This is a genomic window from Pseudomonas sp. RIT288 (assembly GCF_000631985.1).
GTDB lineage: Bacteria > Pseudomonadota > Gammaproteobacteria > Pseudomonadales > Pseudomonadaceae > Aquipseudomonas.
In genome coordinates this window covers 1-24,233 of sequence record NZ_JFYN01000010.1, presented here as the reverse complement: position 1 = coordinate 24,233, position 24,233 = coordinate 1, and the positions used below count along the sequence as shown (strand labels likewise).

Annotated in this window: 28 protein-coding genes and 1 tRNA gene; 21 read left to right on the top strand and 8 right to left on the bottom strand. The window is 59.0% G+C overall.

Annotated features, from left to right (window positions below):
- Positions 1 to 49 precede the first annotated feature (49 nt).
- Both BW33_RS10715 and mtnC read left to right on the top strand, forming a co-directional pair.
- Positions 50 to 595, top strand: coding sequence for a 1,2-dihydroxy-3-keto-5-methylthiopentene dioxygenase (locus BW33_RS10715; protein WP_047599013.1), 546 nt, complete (start codon positions 50 to 52; stop codon positions 593 to 595).
- 4 nt (positions 596 to 599) lie between these two features.
- Positions 600 to 1,283: an acireductone synthase gene (gene mtnC / locus BW33_RS10710; RefSeq protein WP_047598859.1), complete on the top strand. Its 684-nt coding sequence runs from the start codon at positions 600 to 602 to the stop codon at positions 1,281 to 1,283.
- A 90-nt stretch (positions 1,284 to 1,373) separates the two neighbouring features.
- Here mtnC and BW33_RS30350 read toward each other — a convergent pair whose 3' ends face one another.
- Positions 1,374 to 1,652 carry a DUF3509 domain-containing protein gene (locus BW33_RS30350; RefSeq protein ID WP_027613327.1) on the bottom strand — a complete coding sequence of 93 codons (279 nt, stop codon included), beginning with the start codon at positions 1,650 to 1,652 and terminating at the stop codon, positions 1,374 to 1,376.
- Positions 1,653 to 2,030: 378 nt separating this feature from the next.
- Here BW33_RS30350 and BW33_RS10700 point away from each other — a divergent pair, with 378 nt between their 5' ends.
- The 10 genes from BW33_RS10700 (at position 2,031) to BW33_RS10655 (ending at position 11,254) form a co-directional block, all read left to right on the top strand.
- A complete protein-coding gene (locus BW33_RS10700) occupies positions 2,031 to 3,869 on the top strand; it encodes a long-chain-acyl-CoA synthetase (RefSeq protein ID WP_047598857.1) in 1,839 nt (612 codons plus the stop codon).
- A gap of 96 nt (positions 3,870 to 3,965) precedes the next feature.
- Positions 3,966 to 4,484: an ankyrin repeat domain-containing protein gene (locus BW33_RS10695; RefSeq protein WP_047598855.1), complete on the top strand. Its 519-nt coding sequence runs from the start codon at positions 3,966 to 3,968 to the stop codon at positions 4,482 to 4,484.
- A 158-nt stretch (positions 4,485 to 4,642) separates the two neighbouring features.
- Entirely contained in the window at positions 4,643 to 5,173 is a 531-nt protein-coding gene (locus BW33_RS10690) for a hypothetical protein (protein WP_047598853.1), read from the top strand.
- Between the two features lie 71 nt (positions 5,174 to 5,244).
- Positions 5,245 to 5,436, top strand: coding sequence for a PLDc N-terminal domain-containing protein (locus BW33_RS10685; protein ID WP_003223221.1), 192 nt, complete (start codon positions 5,245 to 5,247; stop codon positions 5,434 to 5,436).
- Between the two features lie 224 nt (positions 5,437 to 5,660).
- Positions 5,661 to 6,536, top strand: coding sequence for a polyamine aminopropyltransferase (gene speE / locus BW33_RS10680; protein ID WP_003223223.1), 876 nt, complete (start codon positions 5,661 to 5,663; stop codon positions 6,534 to 6,536).
- Between the two features lie 255 nt (positions 6,537 to 6,791).
- Complete coding sequence (locus tag BW33_RS10675) at positions 6,792 to 7,025, top strand: hypothetical protein (RefSeq protein ID WP_041068889.1); 234 nt, start codon at positions 6,792 to 6,794, stop codon at positions 7,023 to 7,025.
- Between the two features lie 213 nt (positions 7,026 to 7,238).
- Positions 7,239 to 7,586, top strand: coding sequence for a ribonuclease E inhibitor RraB (locus BW33_RS10670; RefSeq protein WP_007960698.1), 348 nt, complete (start codon positions 7,239 to 7,241; stop codon positions 7,584 to 7,586).
- A 495-nt stretch (positions 7,587 to 8,081) separates the two neighbouring features.
- Positions 8,082 to 9,491: a circularly permuted type 2 ATP-grasp protein gene (locus BW33_RS10665; RefSeq protein WP_027613322.1), complete on the top strand. Its 1,410-nt coding sequence runs from the start codon at positions 8,082 to 8,084 to the stop codon at positions 9,489 to 9,491.
- Between the two features lie 12 nt (positions 9,492 to 9,503).
- Positions 9,504 to 10,454, top strand: a complete 951-nt coding sequence (locus tag BW33_RS10660) for an alpha-E domain-containing protein (RefSeq protein WP_027613321.1) — start codon at positions 9,504 to 9,506, stop codon at positions 10,452 to 10,454.
- On the top strand, positions 10,451 to 11,254 hold the full coding sequence (locus BW33_RS10655; protein ID WP_047598850.1) for a transglutaminase family protein: 804 nt from the start codon (positions 10,451 to 10,453) through the stop codon (positions 11,252 to 11,254). The genes BW33_RS10660 and BW33_RS10655 overlap by 4 nt, the downstream gene beginning before the upstream one ends.
- Positions 11,255 to 11,384: 130 nt before the next feature.
- Here the strand turns inward: BW33_RS10655 and BW33_RS10650 are convergent, their stop codons facing one another.
- On the bottom strand, positions 11,385 to 12,152 hold the full coding sequence (locus tag BW33_RS10650) for a c-type cytochrome (RefSeq protein WP_052032708.1): 768 nt from the start codon (positions 12,150 to 12,152) through the stop codon (positions 11,385 to 11,387).
- A gap of 637 nt (positions 12,153 to 12,789) precedes the next feature.
- Here BW33_RS10650 and BW33_RS10645 point away from each other — a divergent pair.
- From BW33_RS10645 to BW33_RS10635, 3 genes are all read left to right on the top strand, one after another.
- The gene (locus BW33_RS10645) at positions 12,790 to 13,995 is read left to right on the top strand and encodes an acetyl-CoA C-acetyltransferase (RefSeq protein WP_047598848.1); all 1,206 of its coding nucleotides are present in this window, start codon (positions 12,790 to 12,792) and stop codon (positions 13,993 to 13,995) included.
- A 25-nt stretch (positions 13,996 to 14,020) separates the two neighbouring features.
- The gene (locus BW33_RS10640; protein WP_047598847.1) at positions 14,021 to 16,165 is read left to right on the top strand and encodes a 3-hydroxyacyl-CoA dehydrogenase NAD-binding domain-containing protein; all 2,145 of its coding nucleotides are present in this window, start codon (positions 14,021 to 14,023) and stop codon (positions 16,163 to 16,165) included.
- 95 nt (positions 16,166 to 16,260) lie between these two features.
- Positions 16,261 to 16,989: an amidotransferase gene (locus BW33_RS10635; protein WP_047598845.1), complete on the top strand. Its 729-nt coding sequence runs from the start codon at positions 16,261 to 16,263 to the stop codon at positions 16,987 to 16,989.
- A gap of 132 nt (positions 16,990 to 17,121) precedes the next feature.
- On the opposite strand, the gene BW33_RS10630 is transcribed toward BW33_RS10635, so the two are convergent.
- The 3 genes from BW33_RS10630 to BW33_RS10620 all read right to left on the bottom strand — a co-directional run bounded on the left by BW33_RS10630 (position 17,122) and on the right by BW33_RS10620 (position 19,857).
- On the bottom strand, positions 17,122 to 18,093 hold the full coding sequence (locus BW33_RS10630; protein ID WP_047598844.1) for a magnesium and cobalt transport protein CorA: 972 nt from the start codon (positions 18,091 to 18,093) through the stop codon (positions 17,122 to 17,124).
- A 134-nt stretch (positions 18,094 to 18,227) separates the two neighbouring features.
- The gene (locus BW33_RS10625) at positions 18,228 to 18,950 is read right to left on the bottom strand and encodes a 1-acylglycerol-3-phosphate O-acyltransferase (protein WP_047598843.1); all 723 of its coding nucleotides are present in this window, start codon (positions 18,948 to 18,950) and stop codon (positions 18,228 to 18,230) included.
- Positions 18,951 to 19,167: 217 nt separating this feature from the next.
- Positions 19,168 to 19,857, bottom strand: coding sequence for a crotonase/enoyl-CoA hydratase family protein (locus tag BW33_RS10620; RefSeq protein ID WP_047598841.1), 690 nt, complete (start codon positions 19,855 to 19,857; stop codon positions 19,168 to 19,170).
- Positions 19,858 to 20,152: 295 nt separating this feature from the next.
- Here BW33_RS10620 and BW33_RS10615 point away from each other — a divergent pair.
- Together BW33_RS10615 and BW33_RS10610 are read left to right on the top strand one after the other, a co-directional pair.
- Positions 20,153 to 20,242: transfer RNA gene (locus BW33_RS10615), tRNA-Ser, on the top strand.
- A gap of 164 nt (positions 20,243 to 20,406) precedes the next feature.
- Entirely contained in the window at positions 20,407 to 20,727 is a 321-nt protein-coding gene (locus BW33_RS10610; protein WP_007960724.1) for a YbjQ family protein, read from the top strand.
- Between the two features lie 66 nt (positions 20,728 to 20,793).
- On the opposite strand, the gene BW33_RS10605 is transcribed toward BW33_RS10610, so the two are convergent.
- Positions 20,794 to 21,072 carry a hypothetical protein gene (locus BW33_RS10605; protein WP_047598840.1) on the bottom strand — a complete coding sequence of 93 codons (279 nt, stop codon included), beginning with the start codon at positions 21,070 to 21,072 and terminating at the stop codon, positions 20,794 to 20,796.
- Between the two features lie 237 nt (positions 21,073 to 21,309).
- Here BW33_RS10605 and BW33_RS10600 point away from each other — a divergent pair, with 237 nt between their 5' ends.
- The 4 genes from BW33_RS10600 (at position 21,310) to BW33_RS29965 (ending at position 23,045) form a co-directional block, all read left to right on the top strand.
- The gene (locus tag BW33_RS10600; protein ID WP_047598838.1) at positions 21,310 to 21,498 is read left to right on the top strand and encodes a hypothetical protein; all 189 of its coding nucleotides are present in this window, start codon (positions 21,310 to 21,312) and stop codon (positions 21,496 to 21,498) included.
- Between the two features lie 326 nt (positions 21,499 to 21,824).
- Positions 21,825 to 22,193: a glycine zipper domain-containing protein gene (locus BW33_RS10595; RefSeq protein ID WP_047598837.1), complete on the top strand. Its 369-nt coding sequence runs from the start codon at positions 21,825 to 21,827 to the stop codon at positions 22,191 to 22,193.
- Positions 22,194 to 22,328: 135 nt separating this feature from the next.
- Positions 22,329 to 22,754, top strand: coding sequence for a YMGG-like glycine zipper-containing protein (locus BW33_RS10590; RefSeq protein WP_047598836.1), 426 nt, complete (start codon positions 22,329 to 22,331; stop codon positions 22,752 to 22,754).
- A 123-nt stretch (positions 22,755 to 22,877) separates the two neighbouring features.
- Positions 22,878 to 23,045, top strand: coding sequence for a hypothetical protein (locus BW33_RS29965; protein WP_003223252.1), 168 nt, complete (start codon positions 22,878 to 22,880; stop codon positions 23,043 to 23,045).
- Between the two features lie 270 nt (positions 23,046 to 23,315).
- On the opposite strand, the gene BW33_RS10580 is transcribed toward BW33_RS29965, so the two are convergent.
- Both BW33_RS10580 and BW33_RS28410 read right to left on the bottom strand, forming a co-directional pair.
- The gene (locus tag BW33_RS10580; protein ID WP_047598830.1) at positions 23,316 to 23,699 is read right to left on the bottom strand and encodes a hypothetical protein; all 384 of its coding nucleotides are present in this window, start codon (positions 23,697 to 23,699) and stop codon (positions 23,316 to 23,318) included.
- Positions 23,692 to 24,233 (bottom strand): RHS repeat-associated core domain-containing protein (locus BW33_RS28410; RefSeq protein WP_330217163.1); only part of this gene is annotated, 542 nt, incomplete at its 5' end. The genes BW33_RS28410 and BW33_RS10580, both read right to left, overlap by 8 nt.

Here is a 24,233-nt window from a genome sequence, read left to right as displayed (position 1 = left end):
GACCGGTCTGCAAGAGCCGGACGGCAAGGCCGATACCGAGGAATTGCCCATGAGCAGCCTGTCCGTCTATCACGTATCCAGCCCCGAGATTCCGAACAAGGTGCTGACCCATTTCGAAGACATCGCCTCGACGCTCGCCGAGCAGGGCGTGCGCTTCGACCGCTGGCAAGCCGCCGCGAAGATCCAGCCCGGCGCCAGTCAGGAAGAAGTGATCAGCGCCTATCAGGAGCAGATCGATAAACTGATGACCGAGCGCGGTTACATCACCGTCGATGTGATCAGCCTCAACAGCGATCACCCGCAAAAAGCCGAGCTGCGCGCCAAGTTCCTTGAAGAGCACCGCCATGGCGAAGACGAAGTGCGTTTTTTCGTTGCCGGGCGTGGCCTGTTTACTCTGCACATTGACGATTACGTCTACGCGGTACTGTGTGAAAAGAACGATCTGATCTCGGTGCCGGCCGGTACCAAACACTGGTTCGACATGGGCGAGAACCCGCATTTCGTGGCGATTCGTCTGTTCAACAACCCTGAAGGCTGGGTCGCCAACTTCACCGGCGAAGACATCGCCGGGCGCTTCCCGCGTCTGGAGGACTGAGCCGATGTCGATCAAAGTCATCCTCACCGACATCGAAGGCACCACCAGCGCGGTGAGCTTTGTGTTCGACGTGCTGTTCCCATACGCCGCCAAACACCTGCCGGACTTCGTGCGAAACAACGCCGAGCGCGCCGATGTCGCCGAACAGATCGCCGCCGTGCGCCGCGACAGCAACGAGCTGCAGGCCGATGTTGAACGGGTGGTTGAAATCCTCCTGAGCTGGATCGCCGAAGACCGCAAGGCCACGCCGCTTAAAGCACTGCAAGGCATGGTCTGGGAGCAGGGCTACCAGGCCGGCCAGTTGAAAGGCCACGTTTACCCGGACGCTGTTGAAGCACTCAAGCAATGGCATCAGGCCGGTTATCAACTGTTTGTGTACTCGTCGGGGTCGATTCAGGCACAGAAGCTGATCTTCGGCTGCTCCGAGGCGGGGGATCTGACACCGCTGTTCAGTGGGTATTTCGATACCACGTCGGGGCCCAAGCGTGAGGCGCAGTCTTACACCAATATTCAACAAGCGATTGGCGTCGAGCCGCAGGACATTCTGTTCCTGTCCGACATCGTGCAGGAACTCGACGCCGCTCAGTCGGCAGGTCTGAAGACCTGCGGCCTGGCCCGCGAGGGTGGAGAACTGGAAGGGCATGTCACCGTCGCAAGCTTCACCGCAATCGAACCGGAAGCCTTCTAACCCACAACCCCCCTACATAAGAGTCGCGTACAAACAAAAGGCCGTGGAGCAGATGCTCCACGGCCTTTTTTGTTTAATGCGTTTACATTTTTACAGCGAATGATACGTCGGCAATGCAAAGCGCTGTTGGCTTTGCAGCATTGCAATTTGCGGCAGCTCACTGGCTTCTTCCGCCAGGTCACGACGGATCGCGCTGATCGCCCACGACAGTTGGTCGGCGTTGTGCATTTGTTGATACGTCAGGGCGCGCTTGAACACTTTGCCTTCACTGCTGCGCAAGGTCAGCAGGATGCCGCCATCGGGACGTGGCGCAGTGGTGACGTTGAAGTTGGAGAACAGCGAGGTAAATTTTTCTTGGATCAGGCTCATGTCTTTCAGCTCCGTATGCACTTGAATGGCAAGCATGCAGAGGAGGTTGCAGCGATTGTGCCAGCATTTGAAAAATAAAAAATCCTTACAAATCAATAAGTTAAAATTCGTGAGTTTTGCACGCGTCGTGCAATCTGCATGAATGGCCATCGTGCACCCTGCATTTTGCGGGATTCTCCCGAGCTGAACGGAACCAAATGGCAAAGGCGCAATCACCGCTGCCAGGCGTGACAGGGCGGATACAAAACATTGCAAAAACCGCGTGTACAGGCCGAGAAGCGCTGACGTATTTTCGACTCGACCTAGCCCACAACGCAGGTCATGCCCACAGCCCGAACAATAAAAAAACCGGCCGATCAGGCCGACCGGGGAGCTGCCATGAGTCATGCGTCGAGCGACACGATTACCTGGAGCATGATGCTCCGCAAATTGCCGACGATCGCCAAAGCCATCCCGCGGGTGGTCAAGGGCATGAAAGTCGCCAACGTCACGGATCCGACCCAAACGTGTGGCCTCGGCTGGACCTTCGAGCAAGCAACGCTGCGCAATCCAGAGGGGGTGGCGATCTTGCAGGACAACCTCTTGCTGACTTATGCGCAGGTCAATCAGTGGGCCAATCGTATCGCCCACTACCTGAGCGCGCAGGGGATCGGCAAGGGTGATGTGGTGGCGGTGTTCATCGAGAACCGTCCGGAACTGCTGGTGACCATTCTGGCGCTGGCCAAGGTCGGCGCGGTCAGTGCGCTGCTCAATACTTCGCAGACCCGCGACACGCTGATTCACAGCATAAATCTGGTGGCGCCGGTGGCGATTGTCCTCGGTGAGGAATTGCAGCCGGCGTTTGCCGCGATCCGCGAGCAAGTGTCGATCCCGGCGCAGCGCACCTGGTTTATCGCCGACCGTGACACCTATAGCCACCCGGGCATTGCGCCCGAGGGCTACATAAACTTGATCAGTGCCAGCGCCGATGCACCTGGTGACAACCCGTCCAGCAGCGGCGAAGTGTTCTTCAACGATCCGTGTTTTTACATCTACACCTCCGGCACCACCGGCCTGCCCAAGGCCGGGGTGTTCAAGCACGGCCGCTGGATGCGCAGCTCGGCCAGCTTCGGCATGATCGCGCTGAACATGACGCCCGACGACGTCGTCTATTGCACCTTGCCGCTGTACCACGCCACCGGCCTCTGTGTGTGCTGGGGCTCGGCGATCAATGGCGCTTCCGGGTTTGCGATCCGCCGCAAGTTCAGCGTCAGCCAGTTCTGGCCGGACGTGCGTCGCTACAACGCGACCACCCTCGGGTATGTCGGCGAATTGTGCCGTTATCTGGTCGATCAACCGGCCAGCGCCGATGACAGCCGTCACGCGGTGCGCAAGATGATCGGCAACGGTTTGCGTCCCGGCGCCTGGGCCGAGTTCAAGACCCGGTTTGCCGTCGAGCACATCTGCGAGCTGTACGCGGCGAGCGACGGCAACATCGGCTTCAGCAACGTTCTCAACTTCGACAACACCATCGGGTTCTCGCTGATGGCCTGGGAGCTGGTGGCATACGACCACGACAGTGGGCAGCCGCTGCGCAGCGCTGACGGCTTCATGCGCAAGGTCGGCAAGGGCGAACAGGGCTTGCTGCTGGCACGGATCGACGAAAAGGCCCCGCTGGACGGTTACACCGATCCGCAGAAAACCGCCAAGGTGGTGCTGCACGATGTGTTCAGCAAGGGCGACCGCTTCTTTAACACCGGCGACCTGCTGCGCAATATCGGCTTCGGCCACGCGCAGTTCGTCGATCGACTCGGCGATACCTATCGCTGGAAGGGCGAAAACGTCTCGACCACTGAAGTCGAAAACCTGCTGCTACAGCATCCGCATATCTCCGAGGCCGTCGCCTACGGCGTCGAAGTGCGCAACACCAACGGTCGCGCCGGCATGGCGGCAATCACGCCCGCCGAGTCACTGGCGACCCTGGATTTCGCCGAATTGCTCGCGTTCGCCCGTCAGCGCATGCCGGCCTATGCGGTGCCGCTGTTTCTGCGGGTGAAGGTGAAAATGGAAACCACCGGGACCTTCAAATACCGGAAGACCCGGCTGAAAAACGAGGGTTTCGACCCCGCCCAGACGGGCGATGACCCAATCTACGCGTGGCTGCCTGGCTCGCAGACTTACGTGCAGGTGACGGACGAAATTCTGGCCGATATTCATCAGGGCAAATACCGCTATTGAGATTGGCTATGGCATGACTTGAGAAAAAGGGGGTGACAGCTATCGTCGCGCTCGGGAAACTGTCGGCTTTGCGAATAACCGAAAGTGGAGTTGCCCATGTCTGACCAAAGCCGCCAGATGACCCCTGAAGAAGCTGCCGAATTCACCGAGCAGGTTTTCAACAAGGCACGCGACGGTGATGCGCTGATGCTTGATCGGCTGATCAGCGCCGGTTTGCCGGTGAACCTGAAAAACAGCAAGGGTGACACGCTGCTGATGCTCGCCAGCTACTACGGCCATGTTGACGCGGTGCAGGTGCTGCTCAAGCACAAGGCCGACCCGGAAATGCGTAACGGCAACGGCCAGAGCCCGATTGCCGGTGCCGCGTTCAAGGGCGATCTGGCGGTGGTCAAGGCGCTGGTGGAAGCGGGCGCCGAGATCGAAGGCTCGTCCTTTGACGGTCGCACCGCGCTGATGATGGCGGCGATGTTCAACCGCGTTGAAATCGTTGATTACCTGATCAGCAAAGGCGCCGACCCGCAAGCCAAGGATGCCAACGGCATCACCGCGCTGGATGCGGCCCGCACCATGGGCGCGGTCGATACCACGGCGCAGCTGGAAAAACTGCTGGCCTGATAAGGTCAAAAGATCGCAGCCTGCGGCAGCTCCTACAGGTCTCACATTCGTTCGCCAAATGGACGCGGAACCTGTAGGAGCTGCCGCAGGCTGCGATCTTCTGCTTTGTACGTTATCCTCCGCGCCCTCAAATTCAACCTTCCACAGGATCCGCCCTCATGAAAGCCGCACTCGTCGAACTCATCAGCAAAATCAGCTCCGGCTGCATGGGCGAGGACGAGATCCTGAGCGTGGCCGACGAAGCGGCGCAGGCCTACGCCGATGCCGATGCCTTTCTGACGGCCAACCCGGACATCAACTACGACGACAGCTTCCCGATTCCGCTGGGCGAGTGGGTGGTGGTCGGCAGCCTGCCGGAAACCGTACTGTTCCAGGCTGACACTTACGTCGATCTGTTCGCGCAAATCGTTGCGTCGTTCGGCCCGGGTGTGGATTTCAATCTCAAGCCCAAGCAACTGGCCAAGACCGAAGCGCTGACCGCACTCAACCGCATTCAGGTGCAGATGAGCAGCCTGAACAAGGAAAACGGCGGCTACACGCTGATGAATTTCAGCCATCTGCTCGACGACGAGCTGCAAGTGGTGCTGGTCTACGGCAACGACGTGCCACGGGTGCTGGAGCTGTGCGCCGAAGTCGGCATCGCTGCGGCGCCTTCGCTGGAAGCGCTGAAAGTCGCCGTTCACGTCTGAACGCAATAAAAGGGAACCCTGCGCGCGACCGTCTATCCTAAAAGTGCATGCCACTATTCTGGAGCGACACCATGGGTTCCACGTTCAACGGTCTGATTGGCCTGATCATTCTTGCCCTCGACATCTGGGCCATCATCAACGTGCTGAAAAGCGGCGCCGAGACCGGGATGAAAATCCTCTGGGTCCTGCTGATCATCCTCCTGCCGGTACTGGGCCTGATCATCTGGGCGATCGCCGGGCCGCGGGGCAACGTCAGAATCTAACGTAATCCCCCTGTAGGAGCTGCCGAAGGCTCGGGCCGCGTTCGGACGATCTTTTGATCTTCGTTTTAAAAAGACAGAGTCAAAAGATCGCAGCCTTCGGCAGCTCCTACAGGGATTGTGGTTGTGAGGTTCGACCTGTCATCTTCGGCAACGTAGAATGCGCGCCTTTCCCGGGCAATCGTCCCCCACGATTGGCGCCCGCGCATTCATCGGAGCACTTGACCATGACCGTCACCAAAACCAGCGAGTACCTGGAAACCCTCTACGAAGGCTACGGCCAGCGTTTTCGCATGGAAAAACTGCTGCACGAAGTGCGCACCGAACATCAGCACCTGGTGATCTTCCAGAACCCGCGCATGGGCCGGGTGATGGCGCTGGACGGCGTGATCCAGACCACCGAAGCCGATGAATTCATCTACCACGAAATGCTCACTCACGTGCCGATCCTCGCCCACGGCACCGCCAAGCGCGTGCTGATCATCGGCGGTGGCGACGGCGGCATGCTGCGCGAAGTGACCAAGCACGCCGGCGTCGAGCACATCACCATGGTCGAGATCGACGGCACCGTGGTCGACATGTGCAAGGAATTCCTGCCAAACCACTCCAAGGGCGCCTACGATGATCCACGCCTGAATCTGGTGATCGACGACGGCATGCGTTTCGTCGCCACCACCACGGAAAAATTCGACGTGATCATCTCCGACTCCACCGACCCGATCGGCCCGGGCGAAGTGTTGTTCTCGGAGAACTTCTACCAGGCCTGCCACCGTTGCCTGAACGAAGGCGGGATCCTCGTGACCCAGAACGGCACGCCATTCATGCAGATCGACGAAGTCAAAACCACCGCCGGTCGCCTGCGCAGCCTGTTCCCGGATTGGCACTTCTATCAGGCGGCCGTGCCGACCTACATCGGCGGTTCGATGACCTTCGCCTGGGGCTCGACCAACCCGGCCTACCGCAAGCTGAGCCGTGAAACCCTGCAACAGCGCTTCATCGGCAGCGGCATCGTCACCCGCTACTACAACCCGGAAATCCACATCGGCGCATTCGCGCTGCCGCAGTACGTGCTGCAGGCGATCAACAAGCCAAGCAACGACTGACCAGGTCGATGGATTCCTTGTGGCGAGGGAGCTTGCTCCCGCTTGAGTGCGCAGCACTCACAAAATCTGCGATTTCTAAATATTTTGGGGCCGCTCCGCAGCCCAGCGGGAGCAAGCTCCCTCGCCACGAAATTTTCCAGCCATGAAAATGATGTTTTTTTCATGTTCGTGCGCTGCAATCCTTTTGAACGATCAATCTCGCCAAAAGTCGAGATAGAAGTAAGCCCATTTGCGGGTTTGATCGAGGAGGCACCGATGCAAAAGTGGAAAGTCACTTTCGTGGACGATCATGGTGAAATTGTCGATGAGGTGTTCGAGCGCGCGGAATGCCCCAGCGATGACGAGGCTGCACGCCTGATCAAGGAACGGCTTCTGCCTGTGGCCGCCAAACTGGATCTGAACGATCTGGAAGGGCGAACCCCCGATGCTGGCGTCAAAAGCCTCGAAACCCAAAACAGCATCAAGATCCGCAGCATCACTCCAATCTGAAATTCTTCCTGTCACTTGAAGCACCAGACCTTGGCAGCAGCTCTATCTTGGGGCTACTCTGCAAGCGAGATCAGCGAAACAATCGCTAAGGTCTGGTCTTGTCAGCTACATGCTTGTTTCCCGCCGGCAACCCGTTTGCCGATGTACTTTTGGCCTGTAAGGCCCGGGGCGGGAATACGGAAAGTCTATCCATCTATCCGAGGGGGACGATTCATGAGCACAGCCTATCAAGAAGACATCAGCAGCAACGTGCTGCGCCGCATGAAAGAAGGCGGTTTCGACTTTTCCCGTTTCCATCCCATCGAGTTCTACGCCATTTTCCCGGACGAGGAGCGGGCGCGCAGGGCGGCAGGCAAATTTCGTGGTGAATCCATCAATGCCCAGGTCAGTGCACGCGACGATGGCGCCTGGTCGTTGGAACTGAGCAAAGTGATGTACGCGACCTATGACGACATTGGCGATTTCGAGCAGGGTTTCTCTGCCGTGGTCGAGCCGCTGGGCGGCATCATCGAGGGTTGGGGCGTCAAGCAGGAGGTGCGCAACCGCCATCGTCTGAATTGATCTCTGATCAGCTTTTTCAAGTCAAAAGATCGCAGCCTTCGGCAGCTCCTACAGGTGATTGGTGTAGAAGCTGCCGGAGGCTGCGATCTTTTGCTTTTGCTTTCAAAACATTTCAGAAAGGCAAAAAAAAGCCACCGGAGAGGGTGGCTAAAAGGGAAGACCGATAAGGAGAGGAAACCGGTCAGGGTTACGGCCTGCGGGGACTGCGCGGGCAGTCCGGATCAGTGGAGCTGAAGCCTTCACCGGGGGAAGTTTTCAGCGGATGCGCCGATTATCCGCAGCCCGGCCCAGGCAGTGAAATCAACTCTGACTATGCTGGTGATAGGCGACAGCACTGCGTCGCAATGAGGCGGGGGCAATCAGCTTGGGGCATTTGCCGCACAGGAATGGTGCGGTGCTTGCGGGGTGATTATCCAAGCGATTGAAATCAAAGCGTTTATGCCGATGGCACGGGCCTTGCGAAGGCCTGTAGGTCCGGGTGACAAGGAGTACGGCATGATCCGCACCTATTTTGATGAAATGTACGATGCCGGCGGCCAGGTTCGCCCGCATTACCGCGAGTTCGCCCGCTGGCTGGCCGACACGCCTGACGAGTTGCTGGCACAACGGCGACGCGAGGCCGATCTGCTGTTCCACCGGGCCGGCATCACCTTCACGCTCTATGGGGACGAGCAGGGCACCGAGCGCCTGATTCCTTTCGACACCATTCCGCGCAGCATTCCCGCCAGCGAGTGGCGGATCGTCGAGCGCGGCTGCATCCAGCGGGTCAAGGCGTTGAACATGTTCCTCGCCGACCTTTATCACGAGCAGCGCATCATCAAGGCCGGGATCATCCCTGCCGAACAGGTGCTGGCCAACGAGCAGTACCAGTTGGCGATGCAGGGCCTGGATTTGCACCGCGACATCTATTCGCACATCTCCGGCGTCGATCTGGTGCGCGATGGCGACGGCACCTATTACGTACTCGAAGACAACCTGCGCACGCCGAGCGGTGTCAGCTACATGCTCGAAGACCGCAAGATGATGATGCGCCTGTTTCCGGAGCTGTTCGCCGCCCAGCGCATCGCGCCCATCGACCACTACCCGAACCTGTTGCTCGACACCCTGAAGAGCTCCAGCCCGATCGACGACCCGAGCGTGGTGGTGCTGACGCCGGGACGCTTCAACAGTGCGTTCTTCGAACATGCTTTCCTCGCACGGGAAATGGGCGTCGAACTGGTGGAGGGCGCCGATCTGTTCGTGCGTGACGACAAGGTGTACATGCGCACCACCGACGGGCCGAAAGCGGTGGACGTGATCTACCGCCGTCTCGACGACGCCTTCCTCGATCCGCTGGCATTCAACCCCGACTCGATGCTCGGCGTGCCAGGGCTGCTGTCGTCCTATCGTTCGGGCAATGTGGTGCTGGCCAATGCCATCGGCACTGGCGTGGCGGACGACAAATCGGTGTACCCGTTTGTCACCGAGATGATCCGTTTCTACCTCGACGAAGAACCGATCCTGAAGAACGTGCCGACCTGGCAGTGCCGCAACCCCTCGGAACTTTCCCATGTACTGGCCAATCTTCCGGATCTGGTGGTCAAGGAAACCCAGGGTTCCGGCGGTTACGGAATGCTGGTGGGGCCGGCGTCTACCACGGCGCAGATCGATGCGTTCCGTGAACGGATCAAGGCCAAGCCCCATGCGTACATTGCGCAGCCGACACTGTCGCTGTCGACCTGTCCGACCTTTGTCGAAAACGGCATTGCGCCGCGCCATATCGACCTGCGTCCGTTTGTACTGTCTGGCCGCGAAACCCGGGTCGTGCCCGGCGGTTTGACCCGTGTCGCCCTGCGTGAAGGCTCCCTGGTGGTGAACTCCTCTCAGGGCGGCGGAACCAAGGACACCTGGGTGGTCGAGGATTGAAGGAAGCTTGCCATGTTAAGTAGAACTGCCTCGGATCTGTACTGGATGTCGCGTTACCTGGAGCGGGCGGAAAACCTCGCACGGATGCTCGATATCAGCTATTCGCTGTCGCTGATGCCGCAGGACGGTCGCGGCGACGGTTTGCACGAACTGGCCATGCCGCTGTTGATCACCGGCACCCTCGACGATTATCTCGAGCGTCACGGCGAACTGCATGCCGAACGCCTGCTGCACTTCTTCGCCCTTGACGCGGCCAACCCGGCAAGCATCTACAGCTGCCTCGGCGCAGCGCGAGCCAGTGCGCATGCGGTACGCGGGCGCATCACCGCAGACATGTGGGAGAACATCAACGCCACCTGGCTGGAGATTCGCGGCATTGCCGAGCAAGGCCTCAGCCGGTACGGCATGAGCCGTTTCTGCGAGTGGATCAAGGAGCGCTCGCACCTGTTCCGTGGCGCGTCCTACGGCACGATCATGCGCAACGATGCGTTCCGCTTCATTCGTCTGGGAACGTTCATCGAGCGTGCGGATAACACACTGCGCCTGCTGGATGCGCGTTATGAAATGGCCGGCGATCAGGCCGAGGCCGTCAGCGACGGTACTGCGCACGCCTATTATCAATGGAGTGCGCTGCTGCGGGCGTTGTCATCGTTCGAGGCCTACACCGAAATCTACCGCGACGCACCCGGCGCCCGGCATGTCGCCGAGCTGCTGCTGTTGCGCGCCGATGTCCCGCGTTCGTTGCGTGCCTGCACCGAGGAAATCGACCAGATCCTCGCCCAGTTGCCCGGCGCCAATGGCCGTCCGGCACAACGCCTCGCCGCCGAAATGGACGCGCGTCTGCGTTACACCGGCATCAACGAAATCCTCGCCGAAGGCCTGCACGCCTGGCTCACCGAATTCATCCCGCTGGTGCGCCAGTTGGGCAACGCGATTCACAGTTCATACCTGGAGGCTGCATGAGACTTTCCATAAGCCACGAGACCACCTATCACTATGAAGATCAGGTGCGGGCGAGCATCCAGTATTTGCGCCTGACCCCGCACGACAGCGAGCGTCAGCACGTGTTGAGCTGGCAACTCGACCTGCCGCGTCCGGTGCGCGCCCAACTCGATCCGTTCGGCAACATCCTGCACGTGCTGACCATGGATGAGCCGCATGAAGCGATCATCATCGGCGCCCGTGGCCAGGTCGATATCGACGAATTGCGCGAGGCCGAACATGAAAGCCAGTCGGCGCTGCCGTTTCTGCGTTTTACCCGGCTGACCGAGGCGGACGAAGCGCTACGGGGGTTTGCCGACAAGTCCTGCAAGCAGCGACGTGATCGCACCGCGCTGATCGACCTGATGCACGGTTTGAACCAGCACATGAGCTACACGCCGGGTTCGACTGAAGTCGACACCAGCGCCGCCGAAGCCTTCGCCGGGCGCGCCGGGGTTTGTCAGGATCACACCCATGCGTTTCTCGCCTGTGCACGTAGTCTGGGGATTCCGTCGCGTTATGTGTCGGGCTATCTGTACAGCGAGGACGCCGAGCACCTGGCCAGTCATGCCTGGGCCGAAGCGTGGCTGGATGACGCCTGGTACAGCTTTGACGTAACCAATCAATTGGCTCGGCCTGAGCGGCACCTGAAGCTGGCGGTGGGCCTGGATTATCTGGACGCCTGCCCGGTACGCGGCATGCGCCGGGGCGGGGGGTGTGAGCAGATGCATGCGAAGGTGTTCGTGTCGCCGACGCCGGTTATCTCCGTGCAACAACAATAAGCGCCGTCCCTTGCAGGAGGTGCGGCACGCTGCGATCTTTTGATTCTGCTTTTACATTCAAGGTCAAAAGATCGCAGCGTGCCGCAGCTCCTACAGGAGGTTGTGGTGAACAAGGAGTTTTTGAACAGGATCAGGGCTTAACCTTGCGTCCAGCCATGTGCTGCAAATAGCCGACCAACAACTGCAAATCCCCTTCCGGCAACACATCCGCCGAAAATCCCGGCATCTTCGCCTGTGGCCACTGGCGCAAACTCTGCGGATCCCGAATGTAGCGTTTGAGGAAATCCGCGCCGAAGTACTCGGTCGGGTTGTACGGAATATTCAGATCCGGCCCGAACTGCGCATCTCCCGCACCGTTCAACCGGTGACAGGCCAGGCAGTTCTTCTGAAACAGCGCAAAACCCTGATTCACCGGGTCATCCGCTTTCAGCTTGGGATCCGGCAACAGCGCCGGGAAGCGCTCGGCCACCGGGGCCATGCGCTTGATGCTCGCCACTTGGAACGGCCATTGCTCAGGGCTGATGGTGCCGGCCTGCGGGTCAGTCCACACCAAATAGAATGGCCCCGCACTGTGCTTGCCTTCGGACAGCGGCGGCCATGGCTGCGTCGGGTCTTCGATCGCCAGCCAGGCCCGCGCGCCTTTTGTGTTGAGCAACGGTGCAGCGCTCAATTCGGCGGCAAACCCGTCCAGCGCCACCGCTTGCAGGTGATCGTCCGGCTTGATCCCGGTGAGCAGCGCCGCCACGGGCACGGCGCGATAAATCATGTCCTTCTTGTAGGACACATCGTTCTTGATGGTCAGCGTTTGTGCTTGCGGATGCTTGAGCAATTCCTCGGTCTGCCAGGTGCGACTGGTTGCTCCCAGCTGCAGCTCCAGCTGTGCGGCAGACAAGGGCATGCTCAACAGCAAGGCCCAGAACACAATGAGCGTTTTCAAAAGATCGCAATCCCTGTCGTGGAAGTGTGCAAAGGTTCGCACAGCCACGCTGGCCCGGGTAGCGGGCCAGTCACATTTTGTCTGGTGATACGGGCGCCTGCCGCTTGAGTCAGCCAATCACCTTGGTCAGATTGGGCAAAATCAATAACAGCGTCGTGGCGAAAAGAATGAGTCCTGCTTGACGAACTTTCGGTTGTTTGAACATGGCTTGACCGCCTTTTTTGTTATTTCCTGATGTTTGCCTGCATATCCATGACGGCAAACGCTGCACTTCCTGTTGAAGAACGTCGGCCCCGGCAAAACCCGACGACCCTGACGTACATGTACTACCTTAGAGGCCGCGTCACGCTTGGCTTAGATCCATTTCATATGTATTTGCTGCCGTTTACGATAAAAACGGCATGAGGCGTATTGCCAGCTTCTGCGCCGCCCGCTTGCTAGACAACTCGCCGACCTGAACCGGTTCACCTGAGGGTGGATGACCGTCCGTCTGAGCGTGCGCGTCAACGTCATTGAGCGCTGTGGTCATTGAATCCTCGACGGCGCGGGACAACAGTGACACCACGAATTTCACTCACCGCACAGGTTCGAGGCCGTCATGACCCAAGCTTTGATTTTCGATGCGTTGCGCACGCCCCGCGGTAAAGGCAAGGCCGATGGCGCGCTGCACAGCGTCAAACCGGTGAATCTGGTCGCGGGGTTGTTGACCGCTCTGCAGAGCCGTACGGCGCTGGACACCAGCCAGGTCGATGACGTGGTGCTCGGCTGTGTCACGCCGATCGGCGATCAAGGTTCCGACATCGCCAAAACCTCGGTGCAGGTGGCGGATTGGGACGTCAGCGTGGCCGGCGTGCAGATCAACCGCTTCTGCGCTTCGGGGCTGGAAGCGGTCAACCTCGGCGCGATGAAAGTCCGCTCCGGGTTCGAAGACCTGGTGGTGGTCGGTGGCGTCGAGTCGATGTCGCGGGTGCCGATGGGCAGTGACGGCGGTGCGTGGGCGCTGGACCCGCAGACCAACCTGCACAGCCACTTCACCCCGCAGGGCGTTGGCGCGGATCTGATCGCCACTCTGGAAGGTTTCAGCCGTGAGGACGTCGATGCCTACGCGCTGCACTCGCAACAGAAAGCCGCGCGGGCGCGGGCCGACGGTTCGTTCAACAAGTCGCTGGTGCCGGTGCAGGATCAGAACGGCATCATCCTGCTCGATCACGACGAATTCATTCGCGCCGGATCGACGATGGAAGGCCTCGGCAAACTCAAGCCGAGCTTCGAGATGATCGGCCAGATGGGTTTTGATGCCACCGCGCTGCGGGTCTACAGCCATGTCGAGCGGATCAACCACGTGCATACGCCGGGCAACAGTTCCGGGATCGTTGACGGTGCGGCGCTGATGTTGATCGGCTCCGAAGCCAAGGGTCGCGCCCTCGGCCTGCAACCGCGGGCGCGCATCGTCGCCACGGCGGTCACCAGCACTGACCCGACCATCATGCTCACCGGCCCGGCGCCGGCCACGCGCAAGGCCTTGGCCAAGGCGGGTCTGCGTGTTGAGGACATCGATCTGTTCGAGGTCAACGAGGCGTTCGCTTCGGTGGTGCTCAAGTTCATCAAGGACATGGCGGTCGACCCGGACAAGGTCAACGTCAACGGCGGCTCGATCGCCATGGGCCATCCGCTGGGCGCCACCGGTTGCGCGATCCTCGGCACCTTGCTCGATGAACTGGAAGCCCGGCGCCTGCGCTACGGCCTGGCGACGCTGTGTGTTGGCGGCGGCATGGGCATTGCCACCATCATCGAACGCCTCTGAGCCCTGAATTCAAGGAAACCTTGTTATGAGCGAAGCCATTCGTTACGAAAAAGGCCAGGACGCCATCGTCGTGCTGACCATCGACATGCCGGGCCAGAGCGCCAACACCATGAACGCCGTGTATCGCGAGGCCATGGGCGCCTGCGTTGCGCGGCTGGTGGCGGACAAAGACAACATCGCCGGGGTCATCATCACCTCGGCGAAGAAAACCTTCTTTGCCGGCGGCGACCTCAATGAGCTGATCAAGGTCGGCAAACCCGAAGCCAAAACTTTCTATGACATGGTGCTGGGCCTCAAGGGGCAATTGCGCACCCTGGAAACCCTCGGCAAACCGGTGGTCGCGGCGATCAACGGCGCCGCGCTCGGCGGTGGCTGGGAAATCTGTCTGGCTTGCCATCACCGAGTAGCGCTGGACGATGCGGCGGTGCAACTCGGTCTGCCGGAAGTGACCCTCGGTCTGTTGCCGGGCGGTGGCGGGGTGGTGCGCATGGTGCGCATGCTCGGTATCGAAAAAGCCTTGCCGTACCTGCTCGAAGGCAAGAAGGTGCGCCCGCAACAGGCATTGCAGGCCGGTCTGATCGATGAACTGGCGGTGGATCGCGACGAGCTGCTGGCCAAGGCGCGCGCCTGGATTGTCGCCAACCCGACGGCAGTGCAGCGTTGGGACGTGAAGGGCTATCAGATCCCCGGCGGCACGCCGTCGAATCCGAAAGTCGCGCAGATGCTGGCGATTGCGCCGTCGATCCTGCGCAGCAAAACCCAGGGCACGCTGCCAGCGCCAGAGAAGATTCTGTGTGCGGCGGTGGAGGGCGCGCAGGTCGATTTCGACACCGCGCACCTGATCGAAACCCGTTACTTCACCGAACTGACCACCGGCCAGATCTCGAAAAACCTGATCGGCACCTTCTGGTTCCAGCTCAACGAAATCAACGCCGGTGGCTCGCGCCCTCAAGGGTTTGCGCCGTATGTCACGCGCAAGGTCGGTGTGCTGGGCGCGGGCATGATGGGGGCCGGGATTGCCTTCGTCAGTGCTTCGGCCGGTATCGATGTGGTGCTCAAGGACATCAACCTGGCGGCGGCCGAGAAGGGCAAGGCCCATTCGGCGGCGCTGCTGGACAAGAAAGTCGCCCGTGGGCAGATGACGGTTGAAAATCGCGAGGCGGTGCTGGCGCGGATCCAGACCAGCGAGAGCGATGCTGATCTGGCGGGTTGCGATTTGATCATCGAAGCCGTGTTCGAGGATCGCGAACTGAAAGCCAAGGTTTCGGTAGCGGCGCAGCGGGTAGTCGGTAGCGAGGCGGTGATTGCCTCCAATACTTCAACGTTGCCGATCACCGGGCTGGCGAGCGCAGTACCCGATCAGAGCAAGTTCATCGGTCTGCACTTCTTCAGCCCGGTGGACAAAATGCCGCTGGTGGAAATCATCAAAGGTGCGCAAACCAGTGCTGAAACCCTGGCGCGGGGTTTCGACTTCGTCCTGCAGATCAAGAAAACCCCGATCGTGGTCAACGACAGTCGTGGCTTCTTTACCTCGCGAGTGTTCGGCACCTTCACCAATGAAGGCATCGCCATGCTCGGCGAGGGTGTGAGCGCGCCGATGATCGAGACCGAAGCGCGCAAGGCCGGGATGCCGGTGGGGCCGCTGGCGATCTCCGACGAAGTTTCCCTCAGCCTGATGAGCCATATCCGTCAGCAAACGGCCAAAGACCTGCAAGCGGAAGGGAAACCGCCGATCGAACATCCGGCGTTCGCCGTGATTGACTTGCTGCTCAACGAATACAAGCGTCCGGGCAAAGCCGCCGGCGGTGGCTTCTACGATTACCCGCCGGGTGGTCAGAAGCATCTGTGGCCGGAGTTGAGGACGTGTTTCGAGCAGGCCGACGGGCAGATTTCGCCGAAGGATGTGCGTGATCGTCTGCTGTTCGTGCAGGCCCTGGAAACCGTGCGCTGCGTGGAGGAGGGCGTGCTGACTTCGACGGCGGATGCTAACGTCGGCTCGATCTTCGGCATCGGGTTTGCGCCGTGGACCGGCGGCGCCTTGCAATTCATCAATCAGTACGGGGTGCAGGACTTCGTCGCACGCGCGCAGTATCTGGCCGAGCAGTACGGCGAGCGCTTTGCACCACCGGCGCTGCTGCTGGAAAAAGCCGCGAAAGGCGAGTTGTTTTAAGTGATCGGCTGAGCGCTGCGGGGCTTGCCTTGCCGGGGTGTTTCAAGGCAGGCTCTGGGGTGTTCATTATTCCCATCACGTGTCAGGTATTTTTTATGTCGCTACGCATCTGCATTCTGGAAACCGACATCCTGCGTCCGGAACTGGTCGATCAATATCAGGGTTACGGGCAGATGTTTCAGCGCCTGTTCTCGCAGCAACCGATTGCCGCCGAGTTCACCGTGTACAACGTGATGCAGGGCGAATACCCGAGCGACGACCTGACCTTCGATGCGTACCTGATCACCGGCAGCAAGGCCGATTCGTTCGGCACCGACCCGTGGATCCAGACCCTCAAGCAATACCTGCTGACCCGTTACGAGCGTGGCGACAAGCTGCTCGGCGTGTGCTTCGGCCATCAATTGCTGGCGCTGCTGCTCGGTGGCAAGAGCGAGCGCGCCAGCCAGGGCTGGGGCGTCGGCACCCACAACTACAAACTGGCGGCCAAGGCGCCGTGGATGAGCCCGGTGCGTGAAGAGCTGACGCTGCTGATCAGTCACCAGGATCAGGTCACCGCACTGCCGGAAAACGCCACGGTCATTGCCTCCAGCGATTTCTGCCCGTTTGCCGCGTACCACATCAACGATCAGGTGCTGTGCTTCCAGGGCCACCCGGAATTCATTCACGACTATTCGCGGGCGCTCTTGGATCTGCGCCAGGAAGCGCTGGGTTCGCAGATCTACTCGAAAGGCGTGGCCAGTCTGGAGCAGGAGCACCATGGCACGACCGTGGCAGAGTGGATGATGCGGTTTGTGGCGCACAAGCCAGAAGCCGAAGCGATTTAAGACCTGACATTTATCTATGTGGCGAGGGAGCTTGCTCCCGCTCGGATGCGCAGCAGCCGTAATTTGCGGCAACTTGATGTCTGTATGGGGGTCTTTGCACCCCAGCGGGAGCAAGCTCCCTCGCCACAGGGACTACAACCACCCCGACTTCTTGAAACTCGCCCACAAACTCACACACCCCACCGTGATAAACCCCAGCACACCGAAATAGCCGTAGTGCCAGCTCAGCTCCGGCATGTTCTGGAAGTTCATCCCGTATATTCCCGCCACCGCCGTCGGGAACGCCAGAATCGCCGCCCACGCGGCAAACTTGCGCTGCACCACGCTCTGCCGTGACGCCTCCAGCAACACGCCGATCTCGATGGTCTGGCTGGCAATGTCCGCCAGCGTGGTCAGGTCTTCCATCTGCCGCGTGACGTGAATCTGCACATCGCGGAAGTACGGGCGCATGTTCTTGTCGATGAACGGGAAACTCAGTTTCTGCAGTTCCTCGCCGATCTCGACCATCGGCGCTGCATAGCGGCGCAGGCGCAACACGTCACGGCGCAGGCCGTGGAGTTTCTGAATGTCATGCTCGTTCAATGCACTGCACAGCACGTTGCGCTCCAGTTCGTCGATCTCGGCATGGATCGCTTCGCCCACCGGCTGGTAGTTTTCGATGACGAAATCCAGGATTGCATAGAGTACGAAATCTTCGCCGTGCTCCAGCAGCAGCGGACGCGCCTCACAGCGTTGGCGGACATGCGCGTAGGACGCCGAGTGACCGTTGCGGGCGGTGATGATGTAGCCCTTGCCGGCGAAGATATGCGTTTCGATGAACTGCAAAATCCCGTGTTCACGGATGGGCGAGTAGATGACGATAAACAAAGCGTCACCAAAGGTTTCCAGCTTCGGCCGGCTGTGTTTTTCCAGAGCGTCTTCGATGGCCAGTTCGTGCAGGTTGAACTGGCGCTGCAGATTGGCCAGCTCTTGAGCGTCCGGCTCTTCCAGGCCGATCCAGACAAAGTGCCCGGTTTTCGCGGCCCAGGCGGCGCCCTCATCGAGGGTAATATTGGTGACTTTCTTACCGGCGCTGTAAACCGCAGCAGCAACAACTCGACCCATGGTGGTGGTTCACTTCTTCTTGGCAGATGGCAGGGAATGCAAGGCTTCAGCTTAGCCGTGTCGCTGCTTGAGAGTCAGTGAAATCTGCACAGTTCACCCGGCAAAAGAAAACCCGCACAAGGCGGGTTTGTTTTTCACGCAGCCTGCAGCTGCTGATCCATCGCGGCGATGCATTCGCGCATCTGCTCGCGGCACTGGGACATGAGCATGGGCATGTCATCCATGGTCAGCCCGGCTGTAGGAATCGCCGGCAGCGAGCGTATGAGAATTTTCCCGCTGCGCCAGCGGTTCAGGCGCATGTGCTTGATGTAGCTGCTGACGCACACCGGCACGATCGGCACACCGGCGGCGATCGCCATCTGGAACGCGCCTTTCTTGAACGGCAGCAGCTCTTCTCCGAGGTTGCGCGTGCCTTCCGGGAATACCCAGATCGACGTGTCTTCGTGTTGCAGGGTGTGGGTGGTGGTGAGCATCGACTTGCGCGCCTTGTGCGCGTTTCCACGATCGATCAACACGTTGCCCGCCAGCCAGAACAATTGGCCGAACAGTGGCACCCATTTCAGGCTCTTTTTGCCGATGCACACGGTCCGCCGGGGTACCACGTTGCCGAACACGAACAGGTCGTAGTTGGACTGATGGTTGGCGATGATTACGCAGCTGTCAGGCTTGTTCATCAACGGGGCGACGTCGGCTTTTACCCGCAGGCGCAGAATGCACATGGCCGGCAGCGCATAGAGGCGGGCGCACAGTCGGCTGTTGTCCGGATTGAACGGACGGCACAACCCGAGGATCACTCCCAGCACGCCGGCCAGAATAAAGTGCAGGCCCATCAATAACATACGAAACACAAACAGCATTTTCAGGCCCCACCGGGACAAAAGGTGGCGCAGTGTACGGATGTGCACTGTTTTCGGCAATTGCTGCTATAGAGTCCGGAGATAGGCGATGTTTAAGCGCATGTTTCCGAGTTGATTGTCAGACCCGTGCTAGAGCAGTCGACGCTCGATCAACCGAACGCGCAAGAAAAAGCCCGACACGACGGTCGGGCTTTTCTTCGGCTCGGGAAGCGCGGGCTTAGCCCAGATGCTCCTGGTCCTGGATGATCGCGTTGTCGAGGGTTTCGAGCAGCGCCTTGCGCACTTTGAGCTTGGTGTTCTTGTGCGCGTTCATGTTGATCTTCTTCAACTGACGCGCTGCTGCCAGGGCTGCGCCTTGCAGCTCCTCGGCAGCCACCACCTTGTCGAGGAAACCGGCATCCACCGCGCTTTTCGGATCAAACATCTCGCCGTTGATCACCGAACGGTGGAACGCTGAACGACGCAGACGATCACGCGCCAGCTCGATGCCGGCGTGGTGCATGGTCATGCCGATCTGCACTTCGTTCAGGCCAATGCTGAAAGGGCCGTCGACACCAATGCGGTAGTCGGCGGACAGCAGCAGGAATGCACCTTTGGCCACGGCGTGGCCAGGGCAGGCAACGATCACCGGGAATGGGTGGGAGAGCAGGCGACGGGCGAGTGTCGAACCCGCAGTCACCAGCGCCACGGCTTCTTTAGGCCCGGCGGTCATCACCTTCAAGTCATAGCCGCCAGACAGAATCCCCGGCTGACCGGTAATGATCACGATGGCACGATCAGTCTTCGCCTGATCCAGCGCCGCATTGAACGCCGCAATCACGTCCGGGGAAATGGCATTGACCTTGCCGTTGTTCAAGGTCAGGGTCGCGATACCGTCTTCGAGGTGGTAGGCAATCAACTCACTCATGACGCTATTCCTTGTAAGAAAGATGGGCAGACGTTACCCACCGCCGTAGGCCAGGTAAAGCGCTGTGACTGACTCGCCGGTCACCGTTTCCGGCCGCGCCCGGCGTAGCACGCCGTTCTGCTTCTATATAGAAGGGCGGCCGTCACCAGAGATTGGCCGGTTTGCCATCGCCCAGGGTGGGGCGAAACGCCTTTTTGTCTTAACCGCATGAAAATTCTGAAAAAAAGTTTGCCATCAGAAAAGCTTTCGACTACATTAGCGCGCCTCGACAGACAGAACATGTTTGAAGAGATACGGTGAAGTGTCCGAGTGGCTTAAGGAGCACGCCTGGAAAGTGTGTATACAGGAAACTGTATCGAGAGTTCGAATCTCTCCTTCACCGCCACATTCAATACGCAAAACCCCTGATTTCGAAAGAGATCAGGGGTTTTGTGGTTTCTGGCGTCTGGATTTTAATCCGCTGCGCAGGTGATACGTGCAAGTGCTCGGTCTGATTTCCCATAGCGCATTACAATCGCCGCTTTATCAGTAGAAAAAAGGATTGCTCCCATGATCATCTCCACCACCCACGCCATCGAAGGCCGACAGATCACCGCGTACCTGGACATTGTCAGCGCGGAGTCGGTGCAGGGCGTCAATGTGATCCGTGACCTGTTTGCCGGCATGCGCGACTTTTTCGGTGGGCGGTCGCAGACGCTGGAGCGTGCGTTGAAAGAGGCGCGGGTTCAGGCGACGGACGAGATCAAGGAGCGGGCGCGGGCGTTGCAGGCGGATGCGGTGGTCGGGCTGGATTTCGAGATCAGCATGCCGGCGGGCAAGGGCGGCATGGTTGTTGTCTTTGCGACAGGGACGGCGGTCAAGTTGCGTTGATGCCGTCGCCGTGTTCAAGCAAGCCCATTCAGACGATGAATGGGCTTTTTGTTTTTCTGCTTTCGATCAGCCCTGTGGCTTGAGGATGACAAGCCCGTGTGCGTCGTAGGTCAGGGGCGTATCGATTGCGACCAGAGGCGGGGTGCCGGTGGCGGGCGTCGGATCGGCCGGCTGACTCGGGTGGTAGATAACGCCGGGGGTCAGAACCGGTTTGTCCGGGTAGGTGATGGTGATGTCGCCTGAAGCGAGCTTTTCCTTGAATTTCTCACCGGCGGCTTTGCCGGCAGCGATCTGTTCGTCCGTGAGTTTTACGACAGGCATTTCCGGGAATCCGTTGATTTTCATGTTCTCTCCTTGAGAATTATTTGTATGAAAAAGGGCAACGGCCTGTCGCCGGGAATCTTTAGCGTTGTGAGATCAACGGCTCGTGGGGTGTTGAATCGGAGTAGGCCATTCGTCGGGCATCGGTCGAGCTGAACCGCAAGTCCAGTAATGACCAGCTAGTCTCAAAAGCCTGAGAGGTCGATATTTTTCGGGCAAAAAGGCTTGGCCGGTATCGATCCATTACGAAGGGGAGAGGCTATGACTGGTCCGTATATCGAAGACGATGGAGCCGAATTTTCATTCAACAACTGTGTCCGTTGCGGTCAGACGGAGTACCAGTCGGGCTTTGGCGAGGATCCGGTGCAGACCGGCAAGATCAAGTCCACGGTGCCCAAAGGCCCGAAAGCCAAATTTCTTCCGAAGGTTTCGGCTCGCTTGAGAAAGTAAGGAAGACACCAAACGACCCCGTCTATGAGCGGGGTTTTTTATGCCTGCTGTTTATGAAAAGAAAATCTCCTACAAACTATTGGGCTGGTTTTGTTTTTTTCACAAACTTTTCACGTCCACGGTCGTAGGGTGAAGCCATCCGTTAGAAAGCAAGTCTCCAGCCCGTCTCCCCAGCGGGCTTTTTTTTGCCTGCGATAAAACCTTTTGCCAAATCGCTGTCCAATCGGCGCCAAGTGCGCGGCGATAGCTGATTTTTCTGGACTTCAGCGCGTCGGCAGCTTTCAATCTCGGCCCCTTTTGATCTCCCTATTTTTGAGGTTTTCGTCATGCGTCTAACATTGCCTGCTCTGGTTCTGGGGCTTCTGGTTGCTCAAGGTGTGGTCGCCGGTGAAGGCACTGCTGCACTCGGCGGTGGTCTGGGTGGCGCGCTGGGTAACGTGGTCGGCCAGAAGATGGGCGGCAGCACGGGCGCCGCGATTGGTGCCGGTGTTGCAGGTGCGGCCGGCAGTGCCATGGCAGCCGGCAAGGGCAGCCGCACCAAAGCCGCTATCGGCGGTGGTGTTGGCGCGGCCGGTGGTTCGGTAATCGGCAACAGCCTGGGCGGCAGAAATGGCGCGACCATTGGCGCCGGTCTCGGTGGCGCTGCGGGTGGTGCCGTCGGCGCCAACCTGTCCAAGGGGCACAAGCGTCACTGATAACGGACGTTTGTCAGAAATAGCCCGGCTCGATGTCGGGCTTTTTCATGGCTGAACGTTTTCCCGAAAAATGTCTCCAATCTGACATAGGCCCCTGTGGGCATACCCTCCCGATTCGGGAACTGTGAGGTTCAAATGCGCTTGTCATTGTCTGCACTGTTTTTCGGATTACTGGTCGCTCAAGGCGCCATGGCCGCCGGAGATGGTAGCGCCGCCGTAGGTGGCGGTTTGGGCGGTGTACTCGGTAACGTGGTCGGTGGCCAGCTCGGCGGTAGCACCGGTGCCGCGGTTGGCGCAGGCGTCGGTGGCGCGGCGGGCAGCGCGGTCGGGGCGAATAAACACAATCGCACCGAAGCCGCCATCGGCGGTGGTCTCGGCGCAGCCGGCGGTTCAGTGCTCGGCAACAGCCTGGGCGGCTCCACCGGTTCAGCCATCGGTGCTGGTTTGGGCGGTGCGGCCGGTGGTGCGGTGGGCAACAATCTGGGGGATGACGGCGGCAAAGCCCACTCCGGTGGTGGTCACAAGCACAACAAGTACAAACATAAAAAACGCCATCATTGATTGAATATTCGAAAACAAACCCGGCCTGGTGCCGGGTTTTTCGTGTCTGGTGGTCGGACACTGGAACGATTGGCTGTGAGACTTTTCGAACGTTATACAACCCAACAGATGTAGAGGTTTGCCATGACGCCCGAAACCGAAGGCAAGGAAGAAAAAGGCCCGAGCGGTCTGCCGTTTATCAATGATCCGGGGAACGAGGATCCGGGGTCGCTGATGGATGATGCGACGGTGCCGTTGAATGATGCGGATGAGGCAGATATGGAGTATGAGGAGGATGAGGATGAGCAGTGATTGTTTGTTCTTTTGATTGCGCGCGTCAGTGCTGCTTTTGAGTCTTCATGGCCTGGGGTTCGGTCAGGCCCTTGCGAGGTGTGAGATGAGTGGTGAGCAGAAGGATGACGATGTCGATCAAACGCCGGAGTATCCGTTGCCTTCGCCTACGGATCCTTTGGGGCTGGATGAGTTACCGTTGGAGGATGAAGACGCAGAGGAGTAGTGCTCATCGTGTGATTCCTGGATGGCCTGCAAGCGCAAGGGCCAGCCCAAGCATCGTTTCATTGGCTATTGAACAGAAAAAGAAACATCAATCCTGTCTGCGCTGACTTTAACGTAGCGCCCATTCAGATGGGGATATTCGTAGTGGATATCCTGGTCCGAAAAATCGACAAACGATCGGAAGGTGTCTCCATCCAAGTAGCCATAAATGTCACAGGAGAACCCGCCGTCAAGCATCTCAATCTGCTGGTTTTCGCGTTCGGTTGCTATCACGCACTCTTCATCAGGCAGCAGCATTTCGAACTCCACGTCGTAAGTACTTCCCACCACTATTTTTGACGGACTGTAGCTGACGAAACACCTGAGCGAAAAGCCCTCAACTACCAGGTCAATAGCGTCTTCTACAAATTGATCTATTCCGACCACTAATGCTTTGTATGTCTTAGTCATGAGCAGGCCTCACAGTTTTATCTTGTGCGTTGCCATTGATTGTCCGCCAAAACTCCTTTCCACTTTTGGTGTGTAACGTCGTAATTTCATCATTCGTGTTAGTGCCCACGAAAGCAAATTTCGCTTCACCTTTCCGATTGTTTCCCATCAATAGCAAATACCCTGATCGCACCTCTCCTTTGTATAAATACTCCACACGAGTACCTTGATTCACTACTTCTCGTGCGACGAGTAAATATTCCCCCTTGTTCATCGCCTTGAATTCGGCGCCATGCTTTTCAAAATGGCCTAAGAGCTTTTCGTCACTTCCAAAATATTGAGGGCGGGAATTCGGTTTGGGTAGCGTTGGGTTAGCCTCATCAACAATTGAACCATCAACCCTGTCCGGTGATGAACAACCCGGCTTGTTCGGCGGCGGGCAATTCGAGCTCAACCCCAACGGATCCACCCACCCCGTCGGACTCGGCACATACCGGTACTGATTCAACCCACCTGCGAGCCTCACCGGATCCGGCGTCAGATACCGTCCCAACC